This is a genomic window from Streptomyces sp. NPDC101227, from assembly GCF_044767545.1.
Classification (GTDB): domain Bacteria; phylum Actinomycetota; class Actinomycetes; order Streptomycetales; family Streptomycetaceae; genus Streptomyces.
Genome location: NZ_JBIWOD010000020.1, coordinates 91,567 through 114,869, shown reverse-complemented (window position 1 = coordinate 114,869; position 23,303 = coordinate 91,567). Strand labels below are relative to the sequence as shown.

General features: G+C 73.3%; 16 protein-coding genes. 10 read left to right on the top strand and 6 right to left on the bottom strand.

Annotation, left to right across the window (positions count from 1 at the left end):
* Position 1: 1 nt before the first annotated feature.
* Positions 2–2,290 (top strand): bifunctional salicylyl-CoA 5-hydroxylase/oxidoreductase, encoded by a 2,289-nt coding sequence (locus tag ACIRPT_RS34170; protein ID WP_403834487.1) that lies wholly within the window; start codon positions 2–4, stop codon positions 2,288–2,290.
* Here the strand turns inward: ACIRPT_RS34170 and ACIRPT_RS34165 are convergent.
* Positions 2,287–2,949 carry a ScbR family autoregulator-binding transcription factor gene (locus ACIRPT_RS34165; RefSeq protein ID WP_403834384.1) on the bottom strand — a complete coding sequence of 221 codons (663 nt, stop codon included), beginning with the start codon at positions 2,947–2,949 and terminating at the stop codon, positions 2,287–2,289. The two genes, ACIRPT_RS34170 and ACIRPT_RS34165, sit on opposite strands and share 4 nt — an antisense overlap.
* Positions 2,950–3,122: 173 nt before the next feature.
* Between ACIRPT_RS34165 and ACIRPT_RS34160 the strand changes: the two genes are divergently transcribed.
* The gene (locus ACIRPT_RS34160; RefSeq protein ID WP_403834382.1) at positions 3,123–4,142 is read left to right on the top strand and encodes an MDR family NADP-dependent oxidoreductase; all 1,020 of its coding nucleotides are present in this window, start codon (positions 3,123–3,125) and stop codon (positions 4,140–4,142) included.
* Here the strand turns inward: ACIRPT_RS34160 and ACIRPT_RS34155 are convergent.
* Positions 4,099–4,845 carry a TetR family transcriptional regulator gene (locus ACIRPT_RS34155; protein WP_403834379.1) on the bottom strand — a complete coding sequence of 249 codons (747 nt, stop codon included), beginning with the start codon at positions 4,843–4,845 and terminating at the stop codon, positions 4,099–4,101. The genes ACIRPT_RS34160 and ACIRPT_RS34155 overlap by 44 nt on opposite strands.
* 486 nt (positions 4,846–5,331) lie before the next feature.
* On the opposite strand from ACIRPT_RS34155, the gene ACIRPT_RS34150 reads away from it, so the two are divergent.
* Positions 5,332–6,057, top strand: coding sequence for an HAD family hydrolase (locus ACIRPT_RS34150; protein WP_403834377.1), 726 nt, complete (start codon positions 5,332–5,334; stop codon positions 6,055–6,057).
* Between the two features lie 10 nt (positions 6,058–6,067).
* Here the strand turns inward: ACIRPT_RS34150 and ACIRPT_RS34145 are convergent, their stop codons facing one another.
* Positions 6,068–6,913 carry a PaaX family transcriptional regulator C-terminal domain-containing protein gene (locus tag ACIRPT_RS34145; RefSeq protein ID WP_403834375.1) on the bottom strand — a complete coding sequence of 282 codons (846 nt, stop codon included), beginning with the start codon at positions 6,911–6,913 and terminating at the stop codon, positions 6,068–6,070.
* Positions 6,914–6,917: 4 nt separating this feature from the next.
* Positions 6,918–8,525 (bottom strand): AMP-binding protein, encoded by a 1,608-nt coding sequence (locus tag ACIRPT_RS34140; protein WP_403834373.1) that lies wholly within the window; start codon positions 8,523–8,525, stop codon positions 6,918–6,920.
* Positions 8,526–8,927: 402 nt separating this feature from the next.
* Between ACIRPT_RS34140 and ACIRPT_RS34135 the strand changes: the two genes are divergently transcribed.
* The 5 genes from ACIRPT_RS34135 to ACIRPT_RS34115 all read left to right on the top strand — a co-directional run bounded on the left by ACIRPT_RS34135 (position 8,928) and on the right by ACIRPT_RS34115 (position 14,788).
* Positions 8,928–10,061, top strand: a complete 1,134-nt coding sequence (locus ACIRPT_RS34135; RefSeq protein WP_403834370.1) for an acyl-CoA dehydrogenase family protein — start codon at positions 8,928–8,930, stop codon at positions 10,059–10,061.
* 156 nt (positions 10,062–10,217) lie between these two features.
* The gene (locus tag ACIRPT_RS34130) at positions 10,218–11,018 is read left to right on the top strand and encodes a VOC family protein (protein ID WP_403834367.1); all 801 of its coding nucleotides are present in this window, start codon (positions 10,218–10,220) and stop codon (positions 11,016–11,018) included.
* Between the two features lie 269 nt (positions 11,019–11,287).
* A complete protein-coding gene (locus ACIRPT_RS34125) occupies positions 11,288–11,977 on the top strand; it encodes a response regulator transcription factor (protein ID WP_403513831.1) in 690 nt (229 codons plus the stop codon).
* 76 nt (positions 11,978–12,053) lie between these two features.
* Positions 12,054–12,716, top strand: coding sequence for a DUF4255 domain-containing protein (locus tag ACIRPT_RS34120; protein ID WP_403834363.1), 663 nt, complete (start codon positions 12,054–12,056; stop codon positions 12,714–12,716).
* Positions 12,713–14,788, top strand: a complete 2,076-nt coding sequence (locus tag ACIRPT_RS34115; protein ID WP_403834360.1) for an AAA family ATPase — start codon at positions 12,713–12,715, stop codon at positions 14,786–14,788. The genes ACIRPT_RS34120 and ACIRPT_RS34115 overlap by 4 nt, the downstream gene beginning before the upstream one ends.
* 55 nt (positions 14,789–14,843) lie before the next feature.
* On the opposite strand, the gene ACIRPT_RS34110 is transcribed toward ACIRPT_RS34115, so the two are convergent.
* Positions 14,844–16,184, bottom strand: a complete 1,341-nt coding sequence (locus ACIRPT_RS34110; protein ID WP_403834357.1) for an RICIN domain-containing protein — start codon at positions 16,182–16,184, stop codon at positions 14,844–14,846.
* Between the two features lie 8 nt (positions 16,185–16,192).
* The gene (locus ACIRPT_RS34105; RefSeq protein ID WP_403834355.1) at positions 16,193–19,471 is read right to left on the bottom strand and encodes an AfsR/SARP family transcriptional regulator; all 3,279 of its coding nucleotides are present in this window, start codon (positions 19,469–19,471) and stop codon (positions 16,193–16,195) included.
* A gap of 385 nt (positions 19,472–19,856) precedes the next feature.
* Between ACIRPT_RS34105 and ACIRPT_RS34100 the strand changes: the two genes are divergently transcribed.
* Together ACIRPT_RS34100 and ACIRPT_RS34095 are read left to right on the top strand one after the other, a co-directional pair.
* The gene (locus ACIRPT_RS34100) at positions 19,857–21,050 is read left to right on the top strand and encodes a hypothetical protein (protein WP_403834353.1); all 1,194 of its coding nucleotides are present in this window, start codon (positions 19,857–19,859) and stop codon (positions 21,048–21,050) included.
* A gap of 161 nt (positions 21,051–21,211) precedes the next feature.
* Positions 21,212–23,215: a DUF4157 domain-containing protein gene (locus ACIRPT_RS34095; RefSeq protein WP_403834350.1), complete on the top strand. Its 2,004-nt coding sequence runs from the start codon at positions 21,212–21,214 to the stop codon at positions 23,213–23,215.
* Positions 23,216–23,303 lie beyond the last annotated feature (88 nt).

Sequence of the window (23,303 nt, the reverse complement as noted above, 5' to 3'; positions counted from 1 at the left end):
CATGCGGGTCGCCGTCATCGGCGGCGGGCCCGGCGGGCTCTACGCCGCCGCCCTCCTCAAGCGACTCGACCCCACCCGCGAGATCACCGTCTGGGAGCGCAACGCCCCCGACGACACCTTCGGCTTCGGCGTCGTCCTCTCCGACGAGACCCTCGGCGGCATCGAGCACGCCGACCCGGAGGTCTACCGCGCGCTCCAGGCGGAGTTCGTCCGCTGGGACGACATCGACATCGTGCACCGGGGCCGCACCCTGACCTCCGGCGGGCACGGCTTCGCGGCGCTCGGCCGTCGCCGGCTGCTGGCCGTACTGCACCGGCGCTGCCGCGACCTCGGCATCGACCTGCGCTTTTGCACCGAGGCGCCGCCCGCCGCCGAGCTCGCCCGCAGCCACGACCTGGTGATCGCCGCCGACGGTGTGCACAGCGCCACCCGCACCGCGGGCGCCGAGGCCTTCCGCCCGCAGCTGACCACCCACCGCTGCCGCTACATCTGGCTCGCCGCCGACTTCGCCCTCGACGCCTTCCGCTTCGAGATCGCCGAGACCGAGCACGGCGTCGCCCAGCTGCACGCCTACCCCTATGCGCGGCCCGACGGGCCGGGTGGCCCGTCCGGCGCGAGCACGGTCATCGTCGAGATGCGCGAAGAGGTCTGGCGGGCCGCCGGACTCGACCGGGCCGACGAGAACCAGTCCGCCGCATGGTGCGCCAAGGCCTTCGCCGACGCCCTGCGCGGTGGCACCCTGCGCTCCAACAACTCCAGTTGGATCGCCTTCCGTACGGTCGTCAACGACCGCTGGTACCACGGCAATACGGTCCTGCTCGGCGACGCCGCGCACACCGCGCACTTCTCCATCGGTTCCGGCACCAAGCTCGCCGTCGAGGATGCCCTCGCGCTGGCCGCCTGCCTGCGGGAGCAGCCGGACACCGCAAGCGCCCTGGCCGCGTACGAACAAGAGCGCCGCCCCGTCGTCGCCTCCACCCAGCGCGCCGCCCGCGCCAGCCTCGCCTGGTTCGAGGAGCTGGCCACCTACCTCGACCAGCCGCCGCACCAGTTCGCCTTCAACCTCCTCACCCGCAGCCGCCGCGTCACCCACGACAACCTGCGGCTGCGCGACCGGCGCTTCACCCGGGCCGTCGAGCGCGAAGCCGGCTGCCCGGACGACACCCCGCCGATGTTCACGCCCTTCCGGCTGCGCGGCCTCACCCTGCGCAACCGCGTGGTCGTCTCCCCGATGGACATGTATTCCTCGCACGACGGCGTCCCCGGCGACTTCCACCTCGTCCACCTGGGCGCCCGGGCCCTCGGCGGCGCGGGCCTGGTCATGACCGAGATGGTGTGCGTCAGCGAACAGGGCCGCATCACACCGGGCTGCGCCGGCCTCTACACCCCGCAGCAGGCCGCCGCCTGGCGCCGCATCACCGACTTCGTGCACGAGCAGTCGCCCGGCACCGCGGTCGGCGTCCAGCTCGGCCACGCCGGCCGCAAGGGCTCCACCAAGCTGATGTGGCACGGCATCGACGAACCGCTCGACGAGGGCAACTGGCCCCTCGTCGCCGCCTCCCCCCTCCCGTACAAGCCCGGCAGCCAGCGCCCCCAGGAGCTGACCCCACGCGAACTCGCCTCTCTTCGCGAACAGTTCGCCGCCGCCGCGCAGCGCGCCGCCCGCAGTGGCTTCGACCTCCTGGAGCTCCACTGCGCCCACGGATATCTGCTGTCCGGATTCCTCTCCCCGTTGACGAACGAACGGACGGACGCCTACGGAGGCTCCCTGGCCGGCCGCCTCCGCTTCCCCCTGGAAGTCTTCGACGCGGTCCGGGAGGCCTGGCCCGACGACAGGCCGATGACGGTCCGGATCTCCGCCACCGACTGGTCCGACGGCGGCACCACCGCCGAGGACGCGGTGGCGATGGCGGCGGCCTTCGCCGAGCACGGCGCCGACGCGATCGATGTCTCCACGGGGCAGGTCGTGTCCGATGAGCGCCCCGACTTCGGCCGCTCGTACCAGACGCCGTTCGCCGACCGCATCCGCAACGCCCTCGGCATACCGGTCATCGCGGTCGGCGCCATCTCCTCCTGGGACGACGTCAACTCCCTCGTACTGGCCGGACGCACGGACCTGTGCGCACTCGCCAGACCGCATCTGTACGACCCGCACTGGACCCTGCACGCCGCCGCGGAGCAGGGCTACGCGGGCCCCGGCGCCCCCTGGCCGCCGCCCTACCAGGCGGGCAGCCGCACCCCGCCCACCGGGCGCACCGACGCCCCCAAGCCCCGCCTCACCCTGCGTTAACGGGCGGACTCGGGGCTGCACAGCGGGGCGCCGCCGGACGACCGGACGGCGACCTGCACGCTGCGCCCGTGCGGATCCAGATGACTGAGCGCGCCGGGCGAGGCGAGCCCCGGCAACGTGTGCTTCCACAGGGCCGTGACGCGTTCCGGCAGATCGGCGCGGTCGGTCGCGGCCCGCGAGAACAGCTGCACGCCCATATAGGCGGCGACGAAGAACTCCGCCGCCCGGTCCGGCACCACGCTGTGCAGCAGCTCACCGTTGCCGCGTGCCTCGGTGAATATCGTCGCGATGATCTCCGTCCACGCCCGGTAGGGCATCAGCGGGTCCTCGCTGAAAGTCGTCTCGACCGCGATCCGTGTCCCGGCCTGCAACAGCGCATCGCTGCGCAGCGCGAGCGCCACCCGGTGGGTGAAGTCGATGGCGTCCTGCAGCCGGGACTCGCTCACCTGCGGGAGAAAGGGCCGGCTCTGCTCCGTGACGACCGCGCGGGCCAGCGCGTCCTTGGAGGTGAAGTGGAAGTAGAGGGCCCCTTTGGTGACCCCGGCCCGCTGGATGATCTCGGCCATGGTGGCCGCCTGGTACCCATGTGCGCCGATGACGTGGGCCGCCGCTTCGAGGACAGCGCGCCGGGTGCGCACCGCGCGTTCCTGCTTGGCCACTGATCATCCTCCGTATGCTCTCTTGGAGTTGTGGTGTCTGAGCAGGATCCGTCGCCCCGGGCCGCCCAGGCTCTTTCCGCATGATAAGGAAGCCAACCATGCGGTATCGGACCGCGACGCCGTCCGGCGGAGTGATCTGGCGCCGATCCCCCACGAGTGCTAGGAGCTGGCCGATGTCCCTGAACGCCGTACCCGCAACGCATCGGGAGGTGCGGCTCGCCGCCCATGTCCACGGCGAACTGACACCGGAACATTTCACCCTCGCCGAGGCGCCGGTGCCGCGGCCGACGGCCGGACAGGTCCTGGTACGCACCCGCCTGATGGCGGTGACCGCGGCGATGCGGACCCAGATGACCGGTGCCGAGCTGCCGATGCGCTCGTTCGAGCCCGGCCAGGCGCTGTGGGGGTCCGCGGTCGGCGAGATCGTGGCGGCACCCGACGGCGGTTTCACCCCCGGTGAACTGGTTCATCACCCATACGGATGGCGGGAGTTCGCGGTCGCCGACGAGTCCGTGGTACGGCGCATCGACCCGGACGCGCTGCCGACCCCCGCCGCGCATCTGTCACAGGGCGCCACCGCCTGGGGCGCGCTGCGCCGGGCCGCCGAGGTCCGCCCGGGGGACACCGTGTTCATCACCGGCGCGGCGGGCGGCGTCGGCAGCCTGGCCGGCCAGATCGCGCGACGGCTGGGGGCCGGCCGGATCGTCGGCAGCACCAGTTCCGAACGCAAGGCGCTGCGGCTGCGCGCCGAGCTCGGCTACGACGACACCGTCGTGCGCGGCGCCGGGCCGATCGAACCGCAGCTGCGCCGGGCCGCACCGGACGGCATCGACGTACTGCTGGACACCGTGGCCGGCGAACAGCTGACCGCGGCGCTCGCGGTGGCCCGCCCCGACGCCCGCTTCGCGCTGGTCGGCTCGCTCTCCACCCAGCTGGCCGGGGACGGCTCGCCGGCCTCCCCGGTCGCTCTGGACGCGGCGCAGATCATCATGCGCCGGGTGACCGTGCGCGGCTTCTCGCGGTACGCCCACCCGGACCTCGCGCAGGAGTGGACCCGGGAATTCGGCCGGGGCCTGCGGGACGGCTCGCTGGTCTTCCCGCATTCCCTGCTACGGGGCATCGAGCAGGCGCCGCGCGCGCTGTGTGAGCTCACCCAGGGGCGTCACACCGGATCCGTGCTGATTGAGCTGTGAGACCGGGCCGGGCCGTGACGCCTGAGCGAGGCGTCACCCCGGACGGCTGCGGCGGAGCCGGGGCGGCCGCGGGGCGCGGGGCCCCGGCCGCCCCGCCGCCGAACGGCGCGGCCGACAGCCGGTCCCACATGCCGACGATGGCCGCCTCGTCCCACCAGGCGCGGTCCTCCCCGCCCAGGTGCAGCAGGCCCGCCACGACCGTCGTCAACAGCCGGGCCGTGCGCTGCGGTTCGCCGTCGGCCTCCTCCGCGGTGTCCCCCTCGTCGCCCCGGTAGGCCGCCCCGTACGACCCGTTGGCCAACGCCTTGTCGAGGAAGAGCGTGTACCACCGGTGCTCCAGGGCGTGGATGTCGAGCCCCGGGACGGTGTCCGTCCGCAGCCGCAGCCCGGCGCGCAGCACGGGGTCGGACTGCACCCGCTCGAACAGCGCGAGGGCGAAGTCCCGTACGGCGGGGACGAGTGGCTGTGGGGAGCGGGCGAGGGCGCTCTCGACCTCCTGCAGGGCGGCGAGCGCGCTGTCATGGACCGCGAGCGTCAGATCGTCCTTGGACGTGAAGTGGAAGTAGAGCGCGCCCTTGCTCAGGCGGGCGCGCCGGCTGACTTCGACCATGCCCGCGGCGGGCACTCCCTTCTCCAGGAAAGTCTCTGCGGCCGAGCGGATGAGCGCCTGGCGGCTCTGGATGGCGCGATGCTGCGTGGGCACGGTGTCCGTCCCGTCTCTAGTGCGGCTGCGAGCTCCATGTAGTCTACAAAAAAACCGACCATGCGGTTCTATACCTTCGAGGGATTTGGCCGGAAGTACCTGCCGCGGCGTGAAGATGACGCCGGCCCTCCGACCCGGTCCGGGGCCGCCCGCCCGTTGCCGTATGGCTGACAGTCTGGGGGTTCGGGTGTGACGCTGTCGACCCCGAAGTCGTGACAGAGGCACATTGACAAACAGCGCGGACGGTTTTTAAATCTCCTGAGGCGATAAACGGGCGATCCGCTTCCGTTGAGCCGCCTCGACTGTCATGTACCGCCCTGGGACAGCGGTGCGTCATGGCGAGACCGCATCAGCCCATCCATCGTCGACCGCAGGCCGTCCGAACGACCGCGCCAGCACGTCACCGAGCCACTGCATCCACCGGAACCCGGAAAGGTCTCAGTCATGCGAGTATCAACGGAACTCCGCGAACGTCCCGTAAGAGGAATGCGGAGCACCGCCGGCGGCGAGACGATCAGGGCCGCGGTCTTCGATCTCGACGGGACGCTCGCCAACACGCTCCCCGCGATCAGCAAGCTGCTGGTCAAGGTGGCCGCGGAGCAGGGTTGTTCGGTCACCGCGCGGCAGGCGGCCACCGCCATCGGCAAGCCTCCGGGCCCCGCCTTCGGCCGGCTGCTGGGAAAGCCCGAGGACGACGGCCGGGTGCAGGCCGCCATCAACCGCTACCGCGAGCTGTTCTCGTACGAGGTCCTCTGCCAGGGCCCGCAGCTGCTCTTCCCCGGTGTGACGGCGGGGCTGTCCGCGCTGCGCGCACACGGCGTCGAACTCGCGGTCGCCACGTCCAAGACCACCCGCAGCGCCGAGGCGCTGCTCGACGTCATGGGCATCCGTGACCTGGTCGGCCCGGTGATCGGCCAGGACATGGTCCGCCGCGGCAAGCCGCACCCGGAGATGGTGCTGCGGGCGGCCGGCCGGCTGGGGGTCGCGGCCTGGGAGAGCGCGTATGTGGGGGACACCGTCGGGGACATGCGGATGGCGGTCACCGCGCGCATGGAGCCGGTCGCGGTGACGTACGGCGTCGGGAAGTTCGGCGAGCTGGCCGGGGTCGCCGGCACCCGGATGTGCAGCTCCTTCAAGGACGTGGTCTCCGTGATCGCCGCCGCCCGGCCGCGCTCGGCCGCCGCGATGGCGGGACCGCCGCGGCGCCGCTGACGCCCGCGCCTCAGGCAGTCACCTCCCGCGCGTAACGGGCCCCCGCCGACCGGAGTTTGGTGTGCAGCCGGCCGAACACCTCGGCCGCGCGCCCGCCCGGCCAGCCCTGCGGCAGGAGCGGCGAGGGCAGCCCGGGATCCGCGTACGGCAGCCGGCGCCAGGCGTCCAGCGCCAGCAGATAGTCGTGGTACGCCGCCTCCGGAGGCACCACACGCCGCCGCGACCACCGCCGTAGCACCGGCTCATGAACGTCCAGGAAGGCGCGGTGCTGCGCGGCGATGGCGTCCAGGTCCCACCACCGGGCCGCCGCCCGCGCGGTCGGCTCGAAGCCCGCGTGCGTACCCGTGAACAGATCGACGTACGAGGCGAGTTGCAGCCGCTCCAGAGTGTGCCGGGTCTCGTCATACAGGTGCGCGGGCGCGATCCAGACGCCGGGCGCCGCGGTCCCGAAGCCGAGCCGGGCCAGCCGGGAACGCAGCAGATGGCGCTTGTGCCGCTCTTCCTCGGGCACCGAGAACACGGCCAGCACCCAGCCGTCGGACAGCCGCGCCGCGGGCCGCCCGTAGATCCGCCGGTCGCCGTCCTCCAGCAACTGGTGGGCGGCGACCGACAGGCCGTACGCCGCCGCCCCGGAGGCCGTACGGTCCGCGACGAGCAGGCCGCGGCGCTTGAGCCGGGAGACGGCGGAGCGCACGGACGGCGGATCCACGCCGAGCACCCCCAGCAGCCGGATCAGTGCGGCGACCGGAACCGGTCCTGCGGTGCCGCCGGAGTCGCCGGGCCCGTCGCGCCCGTAGGCGCCGTAGAACGTGACGATCAAGGACCGTGGGGTGCGCTGCGCTTGCTGGTCGCTCACCGGATCACTCTAGATCGACTCCGCGCAGCCGGAAGCGCTGGAGCTTGCCCGTGGGGGTGCGCGGCAGCGCGCTGTGGAAGACGATCTCGCGCGGGCATTTGTACGGCGCTATACGGGACTTGGTGAAGGCGCGCAGCGCCGCGACGGTGTCCTTGCCCTCAGGCACGCCGGCCCGCAGCACCACATGCGCGACGACCACCGCCCCCCGGTCCCCGTCGGGCCGGCCGACCACGGCCGCCTCCGTCACGTCCGGGTGCCGCAGCAGCGCCTCCTCCACCTCCGGCCCCGCGATGTTGTACCCGGCCGAGATGATCATGTCGTCCGCGCGGGCGACATAGCGGAAGTAGCCGTCCGGCTCCCGGATGTAGGTGTCCCCGGTCAGGTTCCAGCCGTCGTGCACGTACTCGGTCTGCCGGGCGTCGGCGAGATAGCGGCACCCGGTCGGGCCGCGGACCGCCAGCAGCCCCGGTTCGCCGTCCGGCACCGGCGTGCCGTCCGCGCCCACCACCCGCGCCTCGAAGCCCGGCACCGGCAGCCCGGTGGTGCCCGGCCGGATCGCGTCATCGGCGGCGGAGATGAAGATGTGCAGCAGCTCCGTGGCCCCGATGCCGTTGATGATCCGCAGGCCCGTCGCCTCGTACCAGGACTGCCAGGTCGCGGCGGGCAGATTCTCGCCGGCCGCCACACAGCGGCGCAGGGCCGAGACGTCGTACGCGGCGAGCTTGGGCAGCATCGCCCGATAGGCGGTGGGCGCGGTGAACAGCACCGAGATCCGGTGTTCCGCGATATCGGCGAGCAGCCGCTCCGGCCCGCCCCAGTCCGCCAGGTACGCCGACGCGCCGGCCCGCAGCGGGAAGACGACCAGGCCGCCCAGGCCGAAGGTGAAGCCGAGCGGCGGGCTGCCGGCGAAGATGTCCTCCGGGTCCGGCCGCAGCACCTGCGCGGAGAAGGTGTCGGCGATCGCCAGCACATCCCGGTGGAAGTGCATACAGCCCTTGGGGCGGCCGGTGGTGCCCGAGGTGAAGGCGATCAGCGCGACATCGTCGGCGGCGGTCGCGACGGCCTCGTACGGTCCGGATCCGGGCTTGGCGCGTCGCTGCAGGTCATCGGTGCCCTCCCCGCCGTACGTCGTGATCACCAGCTCCGGGACCTCCGCCCTGACCAGGTCGTCCACGGAGCGGATATCGCACAGGGCATACCGCACCTGCGCCAGCCGGCAGATCGTGGCGAGCTCGTCGGGACGCTGGGCGGCCAGTACGGTCACCGCCACCGCGCCCGCCTTCATCACCGCCAGCCAGCAGGCGGCCAGCCACGGCGTGGTCGGGCCGCGCAGCAGGATGCGATTGCCCGGCACCACGCCCAACTGTCCGGTCAGGACATGCGCGATCGCATCGACCTGCTCCCGCAGCTGACCGTAGGTCCACACCACCCCGCCCGCATCGCGCACCGCGGGCCGGTCGGGGCCCAGCCGCTCGACGGTGGCGTCCAGCAGCTCGGCGCCGCAGTTCAGCCGGTCGGGATAGCCCAGGTCGGTGAGGCGCGGCCACTGCTCGCGGGGCGGCAGCCGGTCGCGCGCGAAGGTGTCGGCGTGGGCCGAGGACCGTAGCTCCATGGCGGATGCGCCCCCTGGCGACATGGCGGCCGGCGAGCGACCGGGGAGGAATGGGGGACTGTGGAGGCTGTGGTGCGGAACCGGGCGGAGCCCCGGTCATGGACGGCTGAGACAGCGCTCGGGATTGCTCGGAGCGCTTGGGGTGCTCGGAGTGCTCAGGCGGTACTCAGGCGGTATTCAGGACTGTTCGCGCTGGTCGGGAACTGATCGCGGTGCGCAGGAGCGTTCGGGCGGTGCTCGGAAGGTGCGGTGAGCGGCGTTCGGGGCCTGCCGTACGGACCCTTCGTCAGCGTAACGTGTTCGTGACGGCAGTCAACAGATCGCGATACGCGGGGCGAGGGGAAGGCGCCGCGGCATCGAGGGGCCGCCGCAGGACCGCTACCGCTACCAGGGAGCCGCCGCGTGACCGCATTCGCGCTGGGACCGGACGAACAGCAATGGTGCGCCGAGTTGCGGGCGATGACGGCCGAAAGGCTGCGCCCGCTGGCGGAGAAGGGCGAACAGGGCCGGATCAACCGCCCGTTGGTCTCCGCTCTCGGCGAACTCGGCCTGCTGCGCCGCCTGTTCCCCGGCGACGGCGCCCTGCGCGCCCTGGACCTGTGCCTGCTGCGGGAGTCCCTCGCCCAGGAGTGCACGGAGGCCGAGACGGCGCTCGCGCTCCAGGGGCTGGGCACCTACCCCGTCGTGCAGTCCGGGAGCGAGGCCCAGCGCGCCCGGTGGCTGCCCGAGGTGACCGCGGGGCGGGCGGTCGCGGCCTTCGCGCTGAGCGAGCCGGGCGCGGGCTCGGACGCCGCCGCGCTGTCCCTGGCCGCCGAACCGGACGGGCCGGACGGCTGGCGGCTGACCGGCGAGAAGTGCTGGATCTCCAACGCCCCCGAGGCCGACTTCGCCACCGTCTTCGCCCGCACCGGCGGCGCCGCGGGCGCCCGCGGCATCACCGCCTTCCTCGTCCCCGCCGGCCGGCCGGGGCTGACCGGCGAGCCCCTGGACATGCTCAGCCCGCACCCCATCGGCACGCTGGTCTTCGACGGTGTGCCCGTGACCGGGGCGGATGTGCTGGGCGAGGTCGGCGGCGGATTCGGCGTCGCGATGGCCACCCTGAACCTCTTCCGGCCGAGCGTGGGCGCCTTCGCGGTCGGCATGGCACAGGCCGCACTGGACGCGGCGCTGACGCACGCGGGCGCGCGGACGGCGTTCGGCGGCCCGCTGCGGGATCTCCAGTCCGTCGGCCACCAGCTCGCCGAGATGGCCACCCGCGTCGAGTCCGCGCGGCTCCTCGTGTACGCGGCGGCCTCGGCGTACGACACCGCGGCCCCCGACATCGCCCGCCGCTCGGCCATGGCCAAACTCCTGGCGACCGAGACCGCCCAGTACGTCGTCGACGCGGCCGTCCAGATCCACGGTGCGCGCGCCCTGCGCCGCGGCCATCTCCTCGAGCACCTCTACCGTGAGGTCCGTGCCCCGCGCATCTACGAGGGTGCCACCGAGGTACAACGCTCCATCATCGCCAAGGAGCTGTACCGCACCAGGGCCTGAACACCGGCCGACGGGCGATTGTCAGTGCCAGATGTCAGGCTGGATATCAGGCCGGGTTTCAGGCTGGGCAGCACGTGACGGCACAGCCTGGAACACCGCGGCACGCGCATCGCGGACGGCACGCGGTGGAATGGGATTGCGAAGGGAAGGCCCGCCATGATCACCACTGACTTCGTCCCCGGCTCCCCGTGCTGGCTCGATCTGGGCGCCCCCGCCGTCGACGCCGCGGCGGCCTTCTACGGCGCCGTATTCGACTGGCAGGCCGCGCCCTACGGCGAGGACGCGGGCGGGTACACCCTCTTCCGCCTCGACGGCAAGGTCGTCGGCGCGGTGGGCCCCCTGACCGAGGCAGGCGCCCGCTCCTCATGGACCATTTATTTCAACACCCCGGACGCGGAAGCCACGATCGCGTCCGCCGAGCGGGCCGGCGGCGCGGTCCGTACGCCACCGGCCGAGGTCGGCGACACCGAGGGCCGCTTCGCCCAGCTCACCGACCCGCAGGGCGCGTACTTCGCCATCTGGCAGCCCGGCAGATATCCGGGCCTCGAGCTGACGGACGAACCGGGCAGCCTCGGCTGGATCGAGCTCTACACCTCCGACTCGGCCGCCGCGCAGGCCTTTTACCAGGAGATATTCGGCTGGACCACCCAGGACATACCGCTCCCCGGTGGCGGCGGCACCTACACGCTGATCGCCCCGGAGGGCGGCGGCGAGGAGCGGATGCACGGCGGCATCATGGGCGTCCCCGCGGATCTCCTCAAGGGTGGCGGAAGGCCTTACTGGCACCCGGTGTTCGGCTCCTCGGACTGCGATGCCACCGTCGCCCTGGTGACGAGCAACGGCGGCGCCGTCTCCATGGGCCCGGAAACCGCCGAGGGCGTCGGCCGGCTGGCCGTGTGCACCGACCCGGCGGGTGCGGAGTTCGTGGTCCTGACCCCCGAGGCGGCCGCGGCCTGAGGATCCCGGACGAGATCGTCCGGCGCGGTCACCGCGCTCTCCGTCAGCCCTTCTCCGGCTCGTAGGCGTCCCGTTCACCGGGTGGAGTCCGGCCCGGATACGCCCGCTCGTACGGCTCCGCCCCCGGAGGTGGTCTGGACCTCCGTGGGGGGATTCCCGGGCGGCGGCGTGACATTTCCGGATGTCTGTTGATCATCCGGTAAGTGTTTGTTGATTGGCTTCAACGACTCTGCGGCAGTCAGTGAACGGGGGCGAGACGAGGAACTCGAGTGCTCGAAAAACGCGTCACGGTGACCGTGCACGCCTCTGACCCGCTCAGCCGGGCCGGAGTCGTCAGCCATTTACAACACCAGCCTTCCGTCGAGATCGTCCAGGACCAGGGCGGTGCGACGGCCACGGAGCGGGCTGCAGGAGGAAGGGGGCAGGACGGAGGGGAGACGGTCGGGGCGGTGGCCGTCACGCTCGTCGACCGGTTCGACGAGCTCGCCGCGGCCGAGCTGCGGCGCCTCATACGCGGGGGCGATCAGCGGGTGGTGCTGATCGCCCGGGATCTGCGCGAGCCGGAGCTGATGACCGTCGTGGAGTACGGCGTACGGGCCATACTCTGGCGCCATCAGGCCACCCCGCAGCGGCTGTTGCGGGCGGTGCAGAGCGCGGCGCGCGGCGAGGGCCATCTGCCGCCTGACCTGATCAGCAGGCTGCTCACACAGGTGGGGCAGCTCCGGAGGTCCGCGATGGCCTCCACCTCGGTCGCGCCGGCGCCGACGATCGGCATGGCGCCGCGCGAGGTCGATGTGCTGCGGCTCATCGCCGAGGGGCTGGACACCAGGCAGATATCCGAGAAGCTCGCCTACTCCGAACGCACCGTCAAGAACGTTCTGCACGCCCTGATGACGCGGCTGCAACTGCACAATCGGGCGCACGCCGTCGCTTACGCACTGCGCGAGGGATACATCTGATGCGTTCCGGAGCAGATGCGGCAACAGGGAAGACAACGGGCGTCGCGGGCCGGCGCACCAGGGGTGGGGAGCGGTCATGATTCATGAGGTCGACGAGGCATTGCGGCGTGTGCTGCGCGGCGGGGCCCTGCCGGAGGGCGCGGGGGAGGTCGCCTTCGACGCACCGAACCGCGACTGGGCGGCGCGGCGCAACACCCCCACGCTCAACGCCTATCTCTACGACATACGCGAGAACGTGGCCCGCCGCGAGCGCGGGGCGATCGCGGAGCGGGACGCGACCGGCGTGGTGGTGCGCAGACGTCAGCCGCCGCGCTGGTTCCGGCTGTCCTACCTGGTCACGGCGTGGACCAGCCGCCCGGAGGACGAGCACCGGCTGCTGTCGGCCGCGCTGGGCGTGCTGCTCGCGCGCGAGACCCTGCCGCCGTCCGCGCTGACGGACGCACTCCGGGCGCTGGAGGCGAGCATCCCGCTCACGGTCGCGGTGCCACCGGCCGAGTCGCGCTCGATCGCCGACATCTGGTCCGCGCTCGGCGGCGAACTCAAACCGTCCCTGGACGTGGTGATCACCGTGCCCTTCCCGGTCACGCCCTCGTACGAGGTGGCGCCACCGGTCACCAAGGGCGCCGCGGTGCTCGTCCGGGACGCCGACGGCCCGCCGGACGACTCCCGGCTCCGCATGCTCCGGTCCGCTCCGGACGCTCCGTCGTCCGCGACGGACCCTCGTGAGGAGGAGCGGTGAGCGGCACGACGGTGAGTGGGGGTACGGCGGTGGCCGAGGACGCGAACGGTGCGCTGCTCGGGCGGTTGGCGGGGCTGCGCGAGCGGGTGGCGGAACTCGTCGAGCGGCGCAGCGCCGGCGATCCCACGGCCTCGGACCCGTTGCGCGGGCTGTATGTGACCCCGGAAACGGCCCGACGGCTGGCCGCGCAGCCGCCGGCGGTCGGCACGGATGAGGTGCGGGAGGACGAGGAGTGTGCGGGGGAGGGGGTGGTGGACGGGGGGCCGGTTGACCGGTCCCGGGCGCTCGCCCGGCGGTTCGGGCTGTCCGCCTTGGACCTGGGGATCCTGCTGGCCGCGCTCGCGCCCGATGTGGACCGGCGCTTCGAGCCGCTCTACGGCTACCTCAACGACGATGTCGGACGCCGTCGCGCCACCGTCACCCTGGCGCTGGACCTCGCGGGCACCGGCCCGTACGAGCCCGCGGCGCGCGCCCGGTTCCATCCCGCCGCGCCGCTGCTGTCCGGTGGGCTGCTCGTCGTCGAGGACGAGGACCGGCCGCTGCCCGGCCGCGCGCTCCGGGTGCCGGAGCGGGTGGTGGCCCATCTGCTGGGGGACGACGGTCTTGATCCGGAACTGTGGGACGGCGGAGTCGAATTGCTGCCGCCGGGGGAGAGGGCCGGGGAGCGCACGGGCGGCGACAGCGAAGAACGGGCGTTCTTCGGGCGGCTGGCCGCCCTCGCGGGGGAGCGGCCGGTCGCCGTGCATCTGCGGGAGCGCCGGCCCGGTGCCGCCGCCGGGCCGGTGACCGACGTGCTGCGGGGCGCCGGCCTGCCCGTCCTGCGGTACCGGCCGGACGGTCGCCAGGACGACGGAGCGGGCCCGGCGGGCGCGCTGTTGCGGGAGGCGCGGCTGCGGGGGGCGGCGATCGTCGTGGGGCCGCTGCCGGAGCGGCCCGAAGGGCTCGTACGGGAGCTGGCGGGCCGGGACGTGCCGGTGGTGTTCTTCGGGGGTGAGCCGTACGACCCGGGGTGGGCGCCGGACGCGGGGCTGCTCGCGCTGGACGCGCCGGACGGCGGGGTGGCGGCGGCCGAGGTGTGGGGTACCGAACTCGGCGCCCTGGACGGTGACTTCGATCTCGGCGCTGCCGTGGCGCCGTACCGCCTGGCTGCCGGGCAGATCCGCCGGGCGGCCCGTGCGGCCACCGCCCTCGCCGCCTTCGACGGGACGCCGCTGACCGCCGCCCATGTCCAGCGCAGCGCGCGCCAGCAGTCCGCCCCGCTGCTGGACCGGCACGCCCGGCGCGTCCGGCCCGCCGTCGGCTTCGACGGCCTCGTTCTGCCACCCGAACCGCTGACCCTGCTGCACGAGCTGGTGCAGCGTGCCCGGCACCGGGAGAAGGTGCTCGGCGAGTGGCGGCTGCGTACCGGCGGCGGGCGCGGCAGGGGCGTGGTCGCCCTGTTCGCCGGGGAGTCCGGCACCGGAAAGACGCTCTCCGCCGAGGTCGTGGCCGGTGAACTGGGCCTGGATCTCTCTGTGGTGGAACTGTCCGCCGTGGTCGACAAATACATCGGGGAGACGGAGAAGAACCTGGAACGGATCTTCTCCGAGGCGGACCGCACGGACGCCCTGCTGCTCTTCGACGAGGCCGACGCCGTCTTCGGCAAGCGCTCGGAGGTCAAGAGCTCACACGACCGCTACGCGAACCTGGAGAGCGCGTATCTCCTGCAGCGGCTGGAGTCGTTCGACGGCATCGCCGTCCTCACCACCAATCTGCGGGCCAACATCGACGACGCGTTCACCCGGCGGCTGGACCTGGTGGTCGACTTCCCGTTCCCGGACGCCGAGCAGCGGATCGCGCTGTGGCGTTCCTGTCTGACGGCCACGCCCTGTGCGGACGATCTCGGACTGGACGTCTGCGCCAAGGAGTTCGAGCTGTCCGGCGGGGCGATCCGGTCGGCCGCGGTGACCGCCGGCTATCTCGCCGCGGGCCGTGGCGAGCCGGTGTCGGCCGAGGACGTACGGGCCGGAGCCCGGCGCGAGTACCGCAAGATGGGGCGGCTGGTGCCGGACGCGTCGCCCTTGTGGGACTGAAACTCCTGGTGCGGCCCGGGGCCGGCCGATTCTCTTCGACCGGCCCCGGTCGGCCTCACGGCCCTTCGGCGATCTTCCAGTCCTGCGCGTCGTTGGGCCCGTCGGAGCACTGCCAGGACAGCGCGCCCTTGTCGTTCTGCGTGTCGGTCAGGCATTCCTGATTGCGCATGTTGACGATGCGGGTGCGGCCGTCCTCCGCGTCCACCAGCCGCCACTTCTGCTGAGGCGGCAGCCGGCCCGACTTGAGCTGTTCAGGGTCGGCCTTCCAGAGCTCGACCTCGTTGGTGTTCTCCTTCAGCTGGACAACGCTGCCCGGGGCACTGCCCGACTCCAGGGCGACCGTGTTGTCCTCGGGGTAGTGGTGGATGATCCACCACTGGTTGCGGCCGAACTGGTCATCCGTCCACTGGGCGCTCTGGCCGATCTGCGTACCGTCCACCTGGCTGCCCCCGTTGGCCTGGAGGTACCAGCCACCGTTGGCGTTGGACCGGATGGTCTGCTCCTTCGGGCCCTCGTCCTTGGAGGGATCCGGTGCGGGCTCCTCGGGCTTCTCCTCCGGGGCCTTGGACGGCGGTGGCGGCGGTGGCGAGGGCGGCTTCGGCTGGTTCTCCGGGAGTTTGCGGGGCACGCCGGCCTTCTCCCGTGCGCTGGTGGCCACCGTGGGCTGGGCCGTGAACCACAGCGCCACGAAGGCCAGCGCCGCGGCGACCAGCAGCGAGCACACCGCCATCGCCCACCGCGGCAGCACGGACGGCTGGATGTACGTGCCCCGCAGCTCGGTCGGGTCCGGCACTCCGGCGCGCAGCGCGGAGACGGTGAAGGGGTGCTTGTTGGTGCCCCCCACCCAACTGATCGCGGCAGGACGGATCTGGAGTCGCGCGAAGGCGGCGCGGCCCGGGGCGACCTGGACCGAACCCGGCTCGGCCTCGACGGTGAGGGCGTCGCCGTTCTCCCGGCCGGAGAGCGAGACCGTCAGCGGCTGGTTGCCGAGGTTGTCGACGGCGACCGCCGCCTTGGCCCGCCATCTGCCGCGTACGGCCAGCGGGACCAGCTCACACCGGAGTTCGGTGAACGGCCCGACCGTGACCTGCCCCTCGACCACATCGCGGATCTCGGGGTGCTCGGCCGGCTCGACGCGGATGCCGAAGGGCGTCGGCCCGGCCACGGCGTCCGGTGTCCGCGGGGGCGCGAAGGTGACCTGCGCGGTGCCCTCGGCCCCGGGGTACAGCCGCAGTACGTCCGGCTCCACCCGCGTCCAACCCGCGGCGTCGCCGGCCGGCCGCAGCCGGTACTCCTCAACGGTGTCGCCCGTGTTGCGGATGCGCAGCCGTAAGGTCGCGGCGGCACCCGGGTCGACGGTGACGGCGGCCGGTTCCAGTGAAGTCCACATACTCACCCGGGCAGTCAACCTTTCCGGGGGCCGCGGGACAGTGTCCGCAAGGGCAGAGCGGGGGCAGACCCGGGTGTACCGACGGCCCCGGGTGAGCGGACGGGTGTCCACGGCACGGCGGGGGCATCGGTGCCGTCGTCGTGGCGGGCCGTGCGGGGGCCTCGCCGCCGTTGCCGAAGCAGTCGTTGCGCGAGCGGGTCCGTACGGGGACCGGCCCGGGGTCCCGCACGGGGTTCCGTACCGGGGCCGCTGCCGGGACGACGGGCCCCGCCGGGCGGCCGGGGCGGGCCGGTGCCCGCCGGGCCCACCACGGCGCCGCCCGGGCCCCGTAGCTGCCGGACGACGTCCGTCGCTCCGGCCGGGCCGAGCCGTTCCGGTACCGCCTGCGCCAATCCCCGGCAGAAGGCGTCGTCCCCCTCCCGTTCGATGGCGAGGGCCCGCTCGGCGCACTCCGGCGCCGCCCGCTCCCGGTCGCCCACGGCCGGCTCGCGGTACGCGAGCCGGGACCGGGTCAGCGCCTCCCGACGCAGGACCCGCGCCAGGTGGTACTGCCGCTGCGCCTGCCGCAACCGCACCGCCGCCTGCCGCGGACGGCCGTCCCGCAGCGGGGCACCGCCGGTCCGATACCGGACCGGTGCGAGCGCGCCGTCACGCCCCGGCTCCCGCGCCCGGAACGGCGCCGCATCGATGAGCGCATCGGCCCCGGGGGACCGGTCCGGCGCGACGTACGCGCGTGCCGTGGGGGAGGGGAACCGGATCACCTCGGCCCGGTCGCCCCGGGCGCCGCATCCGTCCCGCGCCGCCTCCGGCAGGGGCAGCGCCGCCGCCTTCCGGCTCATGGCCACGAGCACCGCGCCCCGTTCATGGGCGGCCTCGGCGCTGACCAGCGGGTCACCGGACGACTCGGCCGGCCGCAGGCCCTCCCCGAGCGCGCACTCCGCCCGCCGCTGAACGCCGGTGCCGTAGTGCGGCGCTCCCAGCAGCCGCAGGGCGCGCGCCGTGGCCACGCCGTCGCCGTGCCTCCGGGCGGCGGTCAGCGCGCGCCGGACGAGCGGTTCGAGGTCGCGGTGGCGCGCCGTGCCGCTGAGCACATGGGACCAGGCGGTGAGGAGGTCCACGGCGGAACTCATCAGGCCGGGGGTGGTGTCCAACGACCGCTCCACGGCTGCGTACAGCCGCGTGTGCGCGAGGGTCAGCCACTCGTGCGCCGCGTCGGCGTCGGCGAGCGCGCGGCCGGGGGAGTCCGGTTGCCGCAGCAGCTCCGGCATGGTGCTGGACGGCCTGGTCAGCCGCACCGTCGTCAGGACCGTGGCCAGCACATAGTCGAGGAACCTGCGCTGTGCCGCGGCGCGCTCCCGCGGGCTGTCGTGCCGCTCGCCCAGCAGCCGCGCGAAGATCCCGACCAGATCGTGGAAGCGGTACCGGTCGTCGCCGTGCAGCTCCACGAGCCCCGCGTCGACCAGCTCCTCGACCGCGGCCTCCGCCTCGTCGTCGGTGGTGTCGAGCAGCGCCGCCGCGGCGCCCCGGCAGAACGTCGGCATACTGCACAGGGCAAAGGCCCGGAAGGCGTGCGCCAGGCCGGGCCCGAGCGCCTCGTACCCGACCCGGAAGGTCGCCTCCACGCCCAGGTCGCCCATGCGGAGTTCGTCCAGCCGCCGCCGCTCATCGCTCAGCCGGGCCACGAGATCGGCCATCGCCCGGCCCGGCCGGGCCGCCAGACGGGCCGCGACGATCCGCACGGCGAGCGGCAGCCCGCCGCAGGCGGAGACCAGCCGGCGCGCGGCATCCGGATCGCCGGCCACCCGTCGCGCCCCCACGATCGCCGAGAGCAGCGCCAGCGCCTCCGCTTCGTCCATCACCTCCACATCGACACGGCGGGCACCGGGCAGCGCGAGCGTGCGCGCCCGGCTGGTGACCAGCACCGCGCACCCGGGCGCCCCGGGCAGCAGCGGCCGCACCTGCGCGCCGTCGCGGGCGTTGTCGAGGACGACGAGCACCCGGCGGCCCGCGAGCAGCGAGCGGTACAGGGCCGCCTTCTGCTCCAGCCCGTCCGGTACGGCGCCCGCCGTCACGCCGAGGGCACGCAGGAAGTGCGTCAGCGCGGTGCCGCTGTCGGCCGGTGTCCGGTCCGTGCCCTGGAGGTCGACGTACAGCTGCCCGTCGGGGAAGTGGGGCCGGACGGCGTGCGCGACATGCACCGCAAGCGTCGTCTTGCCGGCCCCGCCGAGCCCGCTGAGGGTGGCCGCCACCGGGGCCTGTCCGCCCGCCGCCCCGCGCAGGGCGTCCTCCAGCTGGGCGACGGCCTGCGTACGCCCCACGAAATCCGCGATATCGGGCGGCAGTTGGGACGGTATGTGCGGGGGTGGGGCGGTGAGCGGGCGGCGACGGGCAGGGGGTGCGGCCTCGGAGACGGGGCCGGGGCCGCGGCCGGGTCGAGCGGCAGCGGAGCCCGCCGATCCGGCTGATTCTGTCGACCCGGCCGCACCTTCCCGTAATTCCTCGTACCGCGCGCGGAGTTCGGGGCCCGGCTCGGCGCCGAGCTCGGCGAGGAGGGTGCGGCGGGCGGCCGCGTACACCGCGCGGGCCTCCGCCTGCCGGCCCTCGCGGTGCAGGGCCAGCATCAGCAGGGCCTGGGCGCGTTCGCGCAGCGGATGCTCGGCGGCGAAGGCGCGCAGTCCGGCGATCGACCCGGCCGTCGAGGCGGGGCGCCGGCCCGACTCCACGACGCACGCGAAGAGCTCCTCCTGGGCGGTGACACACAGTTCGGTGAGCCGGTCGCGCTGCCGCTGCGCGTACGGTCCGGGAAGCCCGGCCAGCGCCATGCCCTCCGGGAGCGCCAGTGCGCTCCTCAGCTGCTCGTACGCCCCCGTGAGGTCGCCCGCCGACCGCAACCGGCGGGCGGTGACCAGGCGTTCCTCGAATCCGGCCGAATCCAGCGCCCCGCCGGCCACCCGCAGCGCGTACCCGTCGCCCGCCGACACCAACAGGCGCGCGGGCTGCCGGGGCCCCCGGTCGGGCTCCAACAGACCGCGCAACCGCGAGACGTACGTACGCAACGTGCCCACCGCCCGCGGCGGCGGCCGCTCGCCCCACAGCGCGTCCACCAACTGCGGTACCGGGACCGGCCGGCCTTCGTGCAGGAGCAGCACCGCCAGCATGGCGCGCTGCTGCGGCGGGCCGAGGTCCAGGGCCCGGTCCCCCCGCCAGGCCCGCACCGGGCCGAGCACCTGGAACCGCACATCCCTGCCCTCCGCGTCCGCTGCGTCCTGCGGATCGACCGCGTCGCCGCGCACTGTCTGCTCGCTCCCCTTGCCCGTAACGCCCTGCGAGACCGCCCTTTTGGACCCGCACACATGTGCTGGCTACCCCAAACGGTAACCGAGTGCACTGACACCGACTTCCCAGGACTAACGCGAAAACGTCCGATATTGACCCACTATTTGCTCCCGCTTTCGCCCCCGCAGCCGGGCCGCCCACCGGTGCATCACCGACGCCCACCGTTGTCCGGAAGGGCAACCGCCCTGCCCCTTCGGTTCCCCTTACGCCTCTGGGCGCGGCCCCGCTCCGGCCGAAAATCGGCAGCAGGCCCAGCACGAACGAACGGGCAACGGACCAACGGGCCGGCGGACCGAGGGCCCCTCGGGTCCCTGGGCCGACGCCCGCCAGAACGGAGCCAACGTGCACGCACACGAACGGCGGACCACGCGCGAGGAACCGGCGTCACGCGCCCCGGCCCGCGGACCCGAGCACACCCGCACCGCCGCGTCGGCACTCTCCGACCGGCGACCGGACGCGCTGCGCGCCCTCCAGCGGACAGCAGGCAACGCCGGGGTCGCCCGTGCGCTGGGCCGGGACCAGGGGAGCGCGCGGGACGTACAGCGGTACGCGGCGGGGGAAGCCGCCCTGGGCTTCGACAAGGTCTCCGCCAACGGCCGCATCGCGGTCCGGGGCCGCTACGAGGCGTACGCCGACGCCGACATGATCACGGCCGCCGCGCGCGCCCTCGACGCCCGGAGCCAGGTGGCGATCACCTTGGAGCGCGGGGCCGCGGTGCAGGCGGGGGAGCGCACCCTGCACCGGGTGCTGCCCGTCTACAAGGACGAGGCCAGGGCCGAGGCCGCGGTACGAGCCGCGGGCCGGGACCCCGAGGGCACCGGTCACGAGCCGGTACGCGGGGACAGCGCGGCGCGGCGCGAGGACAAGCGCGCCGCCTACCAGCGCTCGCTGACCGAACCCCGGGAAGTCCGGCGGCTCATCGCCCTCACCCGCCGCATCGTGACGGCCCGCCAGGCACGGGACGAGCCCGCGCGCGGCGTCGTCTCCGGGCTGCGGGCCGAGGCCATGACACTGGCGATGGCCACGATGGGCGGAGGCTGGGTCGCCGCGCGGTTCCCGTATCCCGAACGCGCCGGCCGGGACGGCCTGACGGACCTCGCCGTCCTCATGCCGGGCCTGACCGCCAACGTCCTCTCCGGGCTCCCCGCCGTCGAGTCCCAGGAGAGCCGGGTGCACGAACTGCTCATCACGCTCCCCAACGACTGCCAGGGGGCGGCGGCGCAGCTCATCGGCAGGCCGGCGGACGGCGGCCTCAGCGTGCGGCGCGAGGCGCCCGCGGTGGGCGAGAACCACTTCATCGACCTGACCGGAGCGGCCGCGGACGGCTGGGCGAACCACTTCGCCGCCGTCATCCTCCGGGACGGCGACGACACCCTGACGTACGAGACCGCCGCCGACCGCGCGAGCGCACTGCAGCACGGCAAGTCCCTCGGTTACTTCGCGCTGTACGGCCGGGCCGGGAGCGAGCAGTCCTTCGACAGCGTCATCCGCGCCCAGAACCTCGACTACGCGGCGCGTGCGACTGCTCCCGCATGACCGAAGGGGCAGCGCTCTCTGCCCCCGGCGGCGCCCGTTCGTCTCTACAGCCGGACCGGCCGGTCCGCCAGGGTCGAGAGCGTAGGAACGGCATGACTGACCAGCGGTGATCGGCACCGACCCGTAACGGTCAGCAGTGGTGAAGGGGATGGGGGACCGACATGCGGGCTCAGGACCGGCAGCCGGGCTCCGGACGCGAGCGCTCGGGGGCGGCGCCCGCCGCGCGTACGACGGCCTCGCCCGCACCCGAAGCGGCCCGCCGGACGGTGGCGACCGGGGAGGCGGGGCGCCTCACCCCGGAGGCCGCCGCCGCTCTTCAACGGACCGCGGGCAACACGGCCGTCTCGGCCGCCCTGGCCGCCCAGGAGCAGCACCGGCACGGCGCGGGCTGCGGACACACCGCGCCCCCCGCCGTGCAGCGCTCCCCCGTCCAGGACGTACTGCGCACACCCGGCCGCCCCCTGGACGACTCGGTACGGGCCGACATGGAATCCCGGCTCGGCGCCGACTTCTCCGACGTACGCGTCCATACCGATGCCACGGCCCATGAATCGGCCGAGTCGGTCAACGCCCATGCCTACACGTCCGGTTCGCACATCGTCTTCCAGCGCGGACGGTACGACGGCTCCTCGGCGGCCGGCCGCCACATGCTCGCCCATGAGCTGACCCATGTCATCCAGCAGCGCAACGGGCCGGTCGCGGGGACGGACCGGGGCGACGGGACGCGGGTGAGCGATCCGTCGGACCGGTTCGAGCGGGAGGCGGAGGCGACCGCGGCGCGGGTGCTCTCCGGCGGCGGCTCGCACGACGAGCTCACACCGCACCCCGAGGCGCACGACCACTCCGGCGCCGGCCCCGCGGTGCAGCGGAGCTCCGGTCCCGCGCCGATGGAGCTGGACGGCGCATCCGGCGCCACGGACATGGACATGGGCATGGACGTCGACACGAACACGCGCATGGACGTGGACGTGGACGTGAACACCGGCTCCCCGGCAAGGGCCGACAAGGCCGAGGTCGCGAAGATCAAGGCGTCGCTGCTGAAGCGCTTCGACGCCAAGGCGAACTCCCTGTCCGAGCTGGGACGGCACCTGAGCGCGAGAGTCCACAGCGCACGCCGGGAGCTGCGCCCGCGCAAGCTCTCCGAGACCGACTGGAACACCATCCGGGACCTCTACTTCGAAGACCCGCGGCCGCAGGAGGGCGACAGCTACCGATGGGCCGATGCCGACTGGCCGCAGGTCCGGGCCGAGGTCGAGGCCATTTATGAGCACCTGAGCACCAAGCCCGGATTCGCCGACGGCGGCGGTCTGATGGTCAAGCGCAGCGACCGGCAGTGGCTCCTGCACAAGCCCGAACTCGGACCCGGGCAACAGCAGGAGATCTCCGAGGAGTTGCGCACGGCCGGCCACTACGCCTCCCCGGAGGTCAAGCCCCTTCCCGGCTCGGCCACCCCCCGCGCGGTGGCGCTGGCCGACGGCACGGAACTCAAGAAGGGCACGACATACGCCTTTGACTCGCCCGGCGGCACCGGTCACCGCGTCATCACGTACGCGAAGGACATGCCGGAGATGGAAGAGCTGGTGCTTCCGCCCTCCGTGATGGACCGCGAGAGCAAGCCCGCGCAGGGCTCGCTGGGCCGGTTCCCGGGGACGGAGAAAAGCGTCGGCCCCATTACGGTCGACAAGAAGCTGCTCGACAAGTGGGGCGGCGGTGAACGGAGCGGCTGGAAGCCCGATCAGAACGCGGCGATGAGTGGTACCTCCGCAAAAAACGCCGCCATTGCCAGTGGCATGAGCGAAGGCGGCACCTGGCAGTGGCTGCACCTGCTGGCTTTCACGTTCGGCGGACACGACGGTAAGCAGCCCAATGTTCCCCGTAACCTCGCCGCGGGGCTGGCGGCCGCCAACGGTCATCACCTCGTCCTGGAAAACCTGGTCAAGAAGATGATTCTGGACGGCGGAATCGGCCAGGTGGTGATCAAGGCCAAGGCGCGCATGGTGCCGGACAGTTATCACGTCTGCTCTGCCATCGACTACGTCCTGGAATGGGAAAAGGACGGCAGACACCATGCCGACACCTTCCACATCGACGCCCTCAATCCGCAGAAGTCCATGGGCGGTCAGCTCGAACTGCTCTACAAGCTTTATGTGCTCCACCATCCGTGACCGGCCCGCGGCCCACCGCGCCGGGTGCCCCTCAGCGCATCTGGCGCAACGACACGCCCATGACACCCGGCGCAGTGGACGCCTGGTA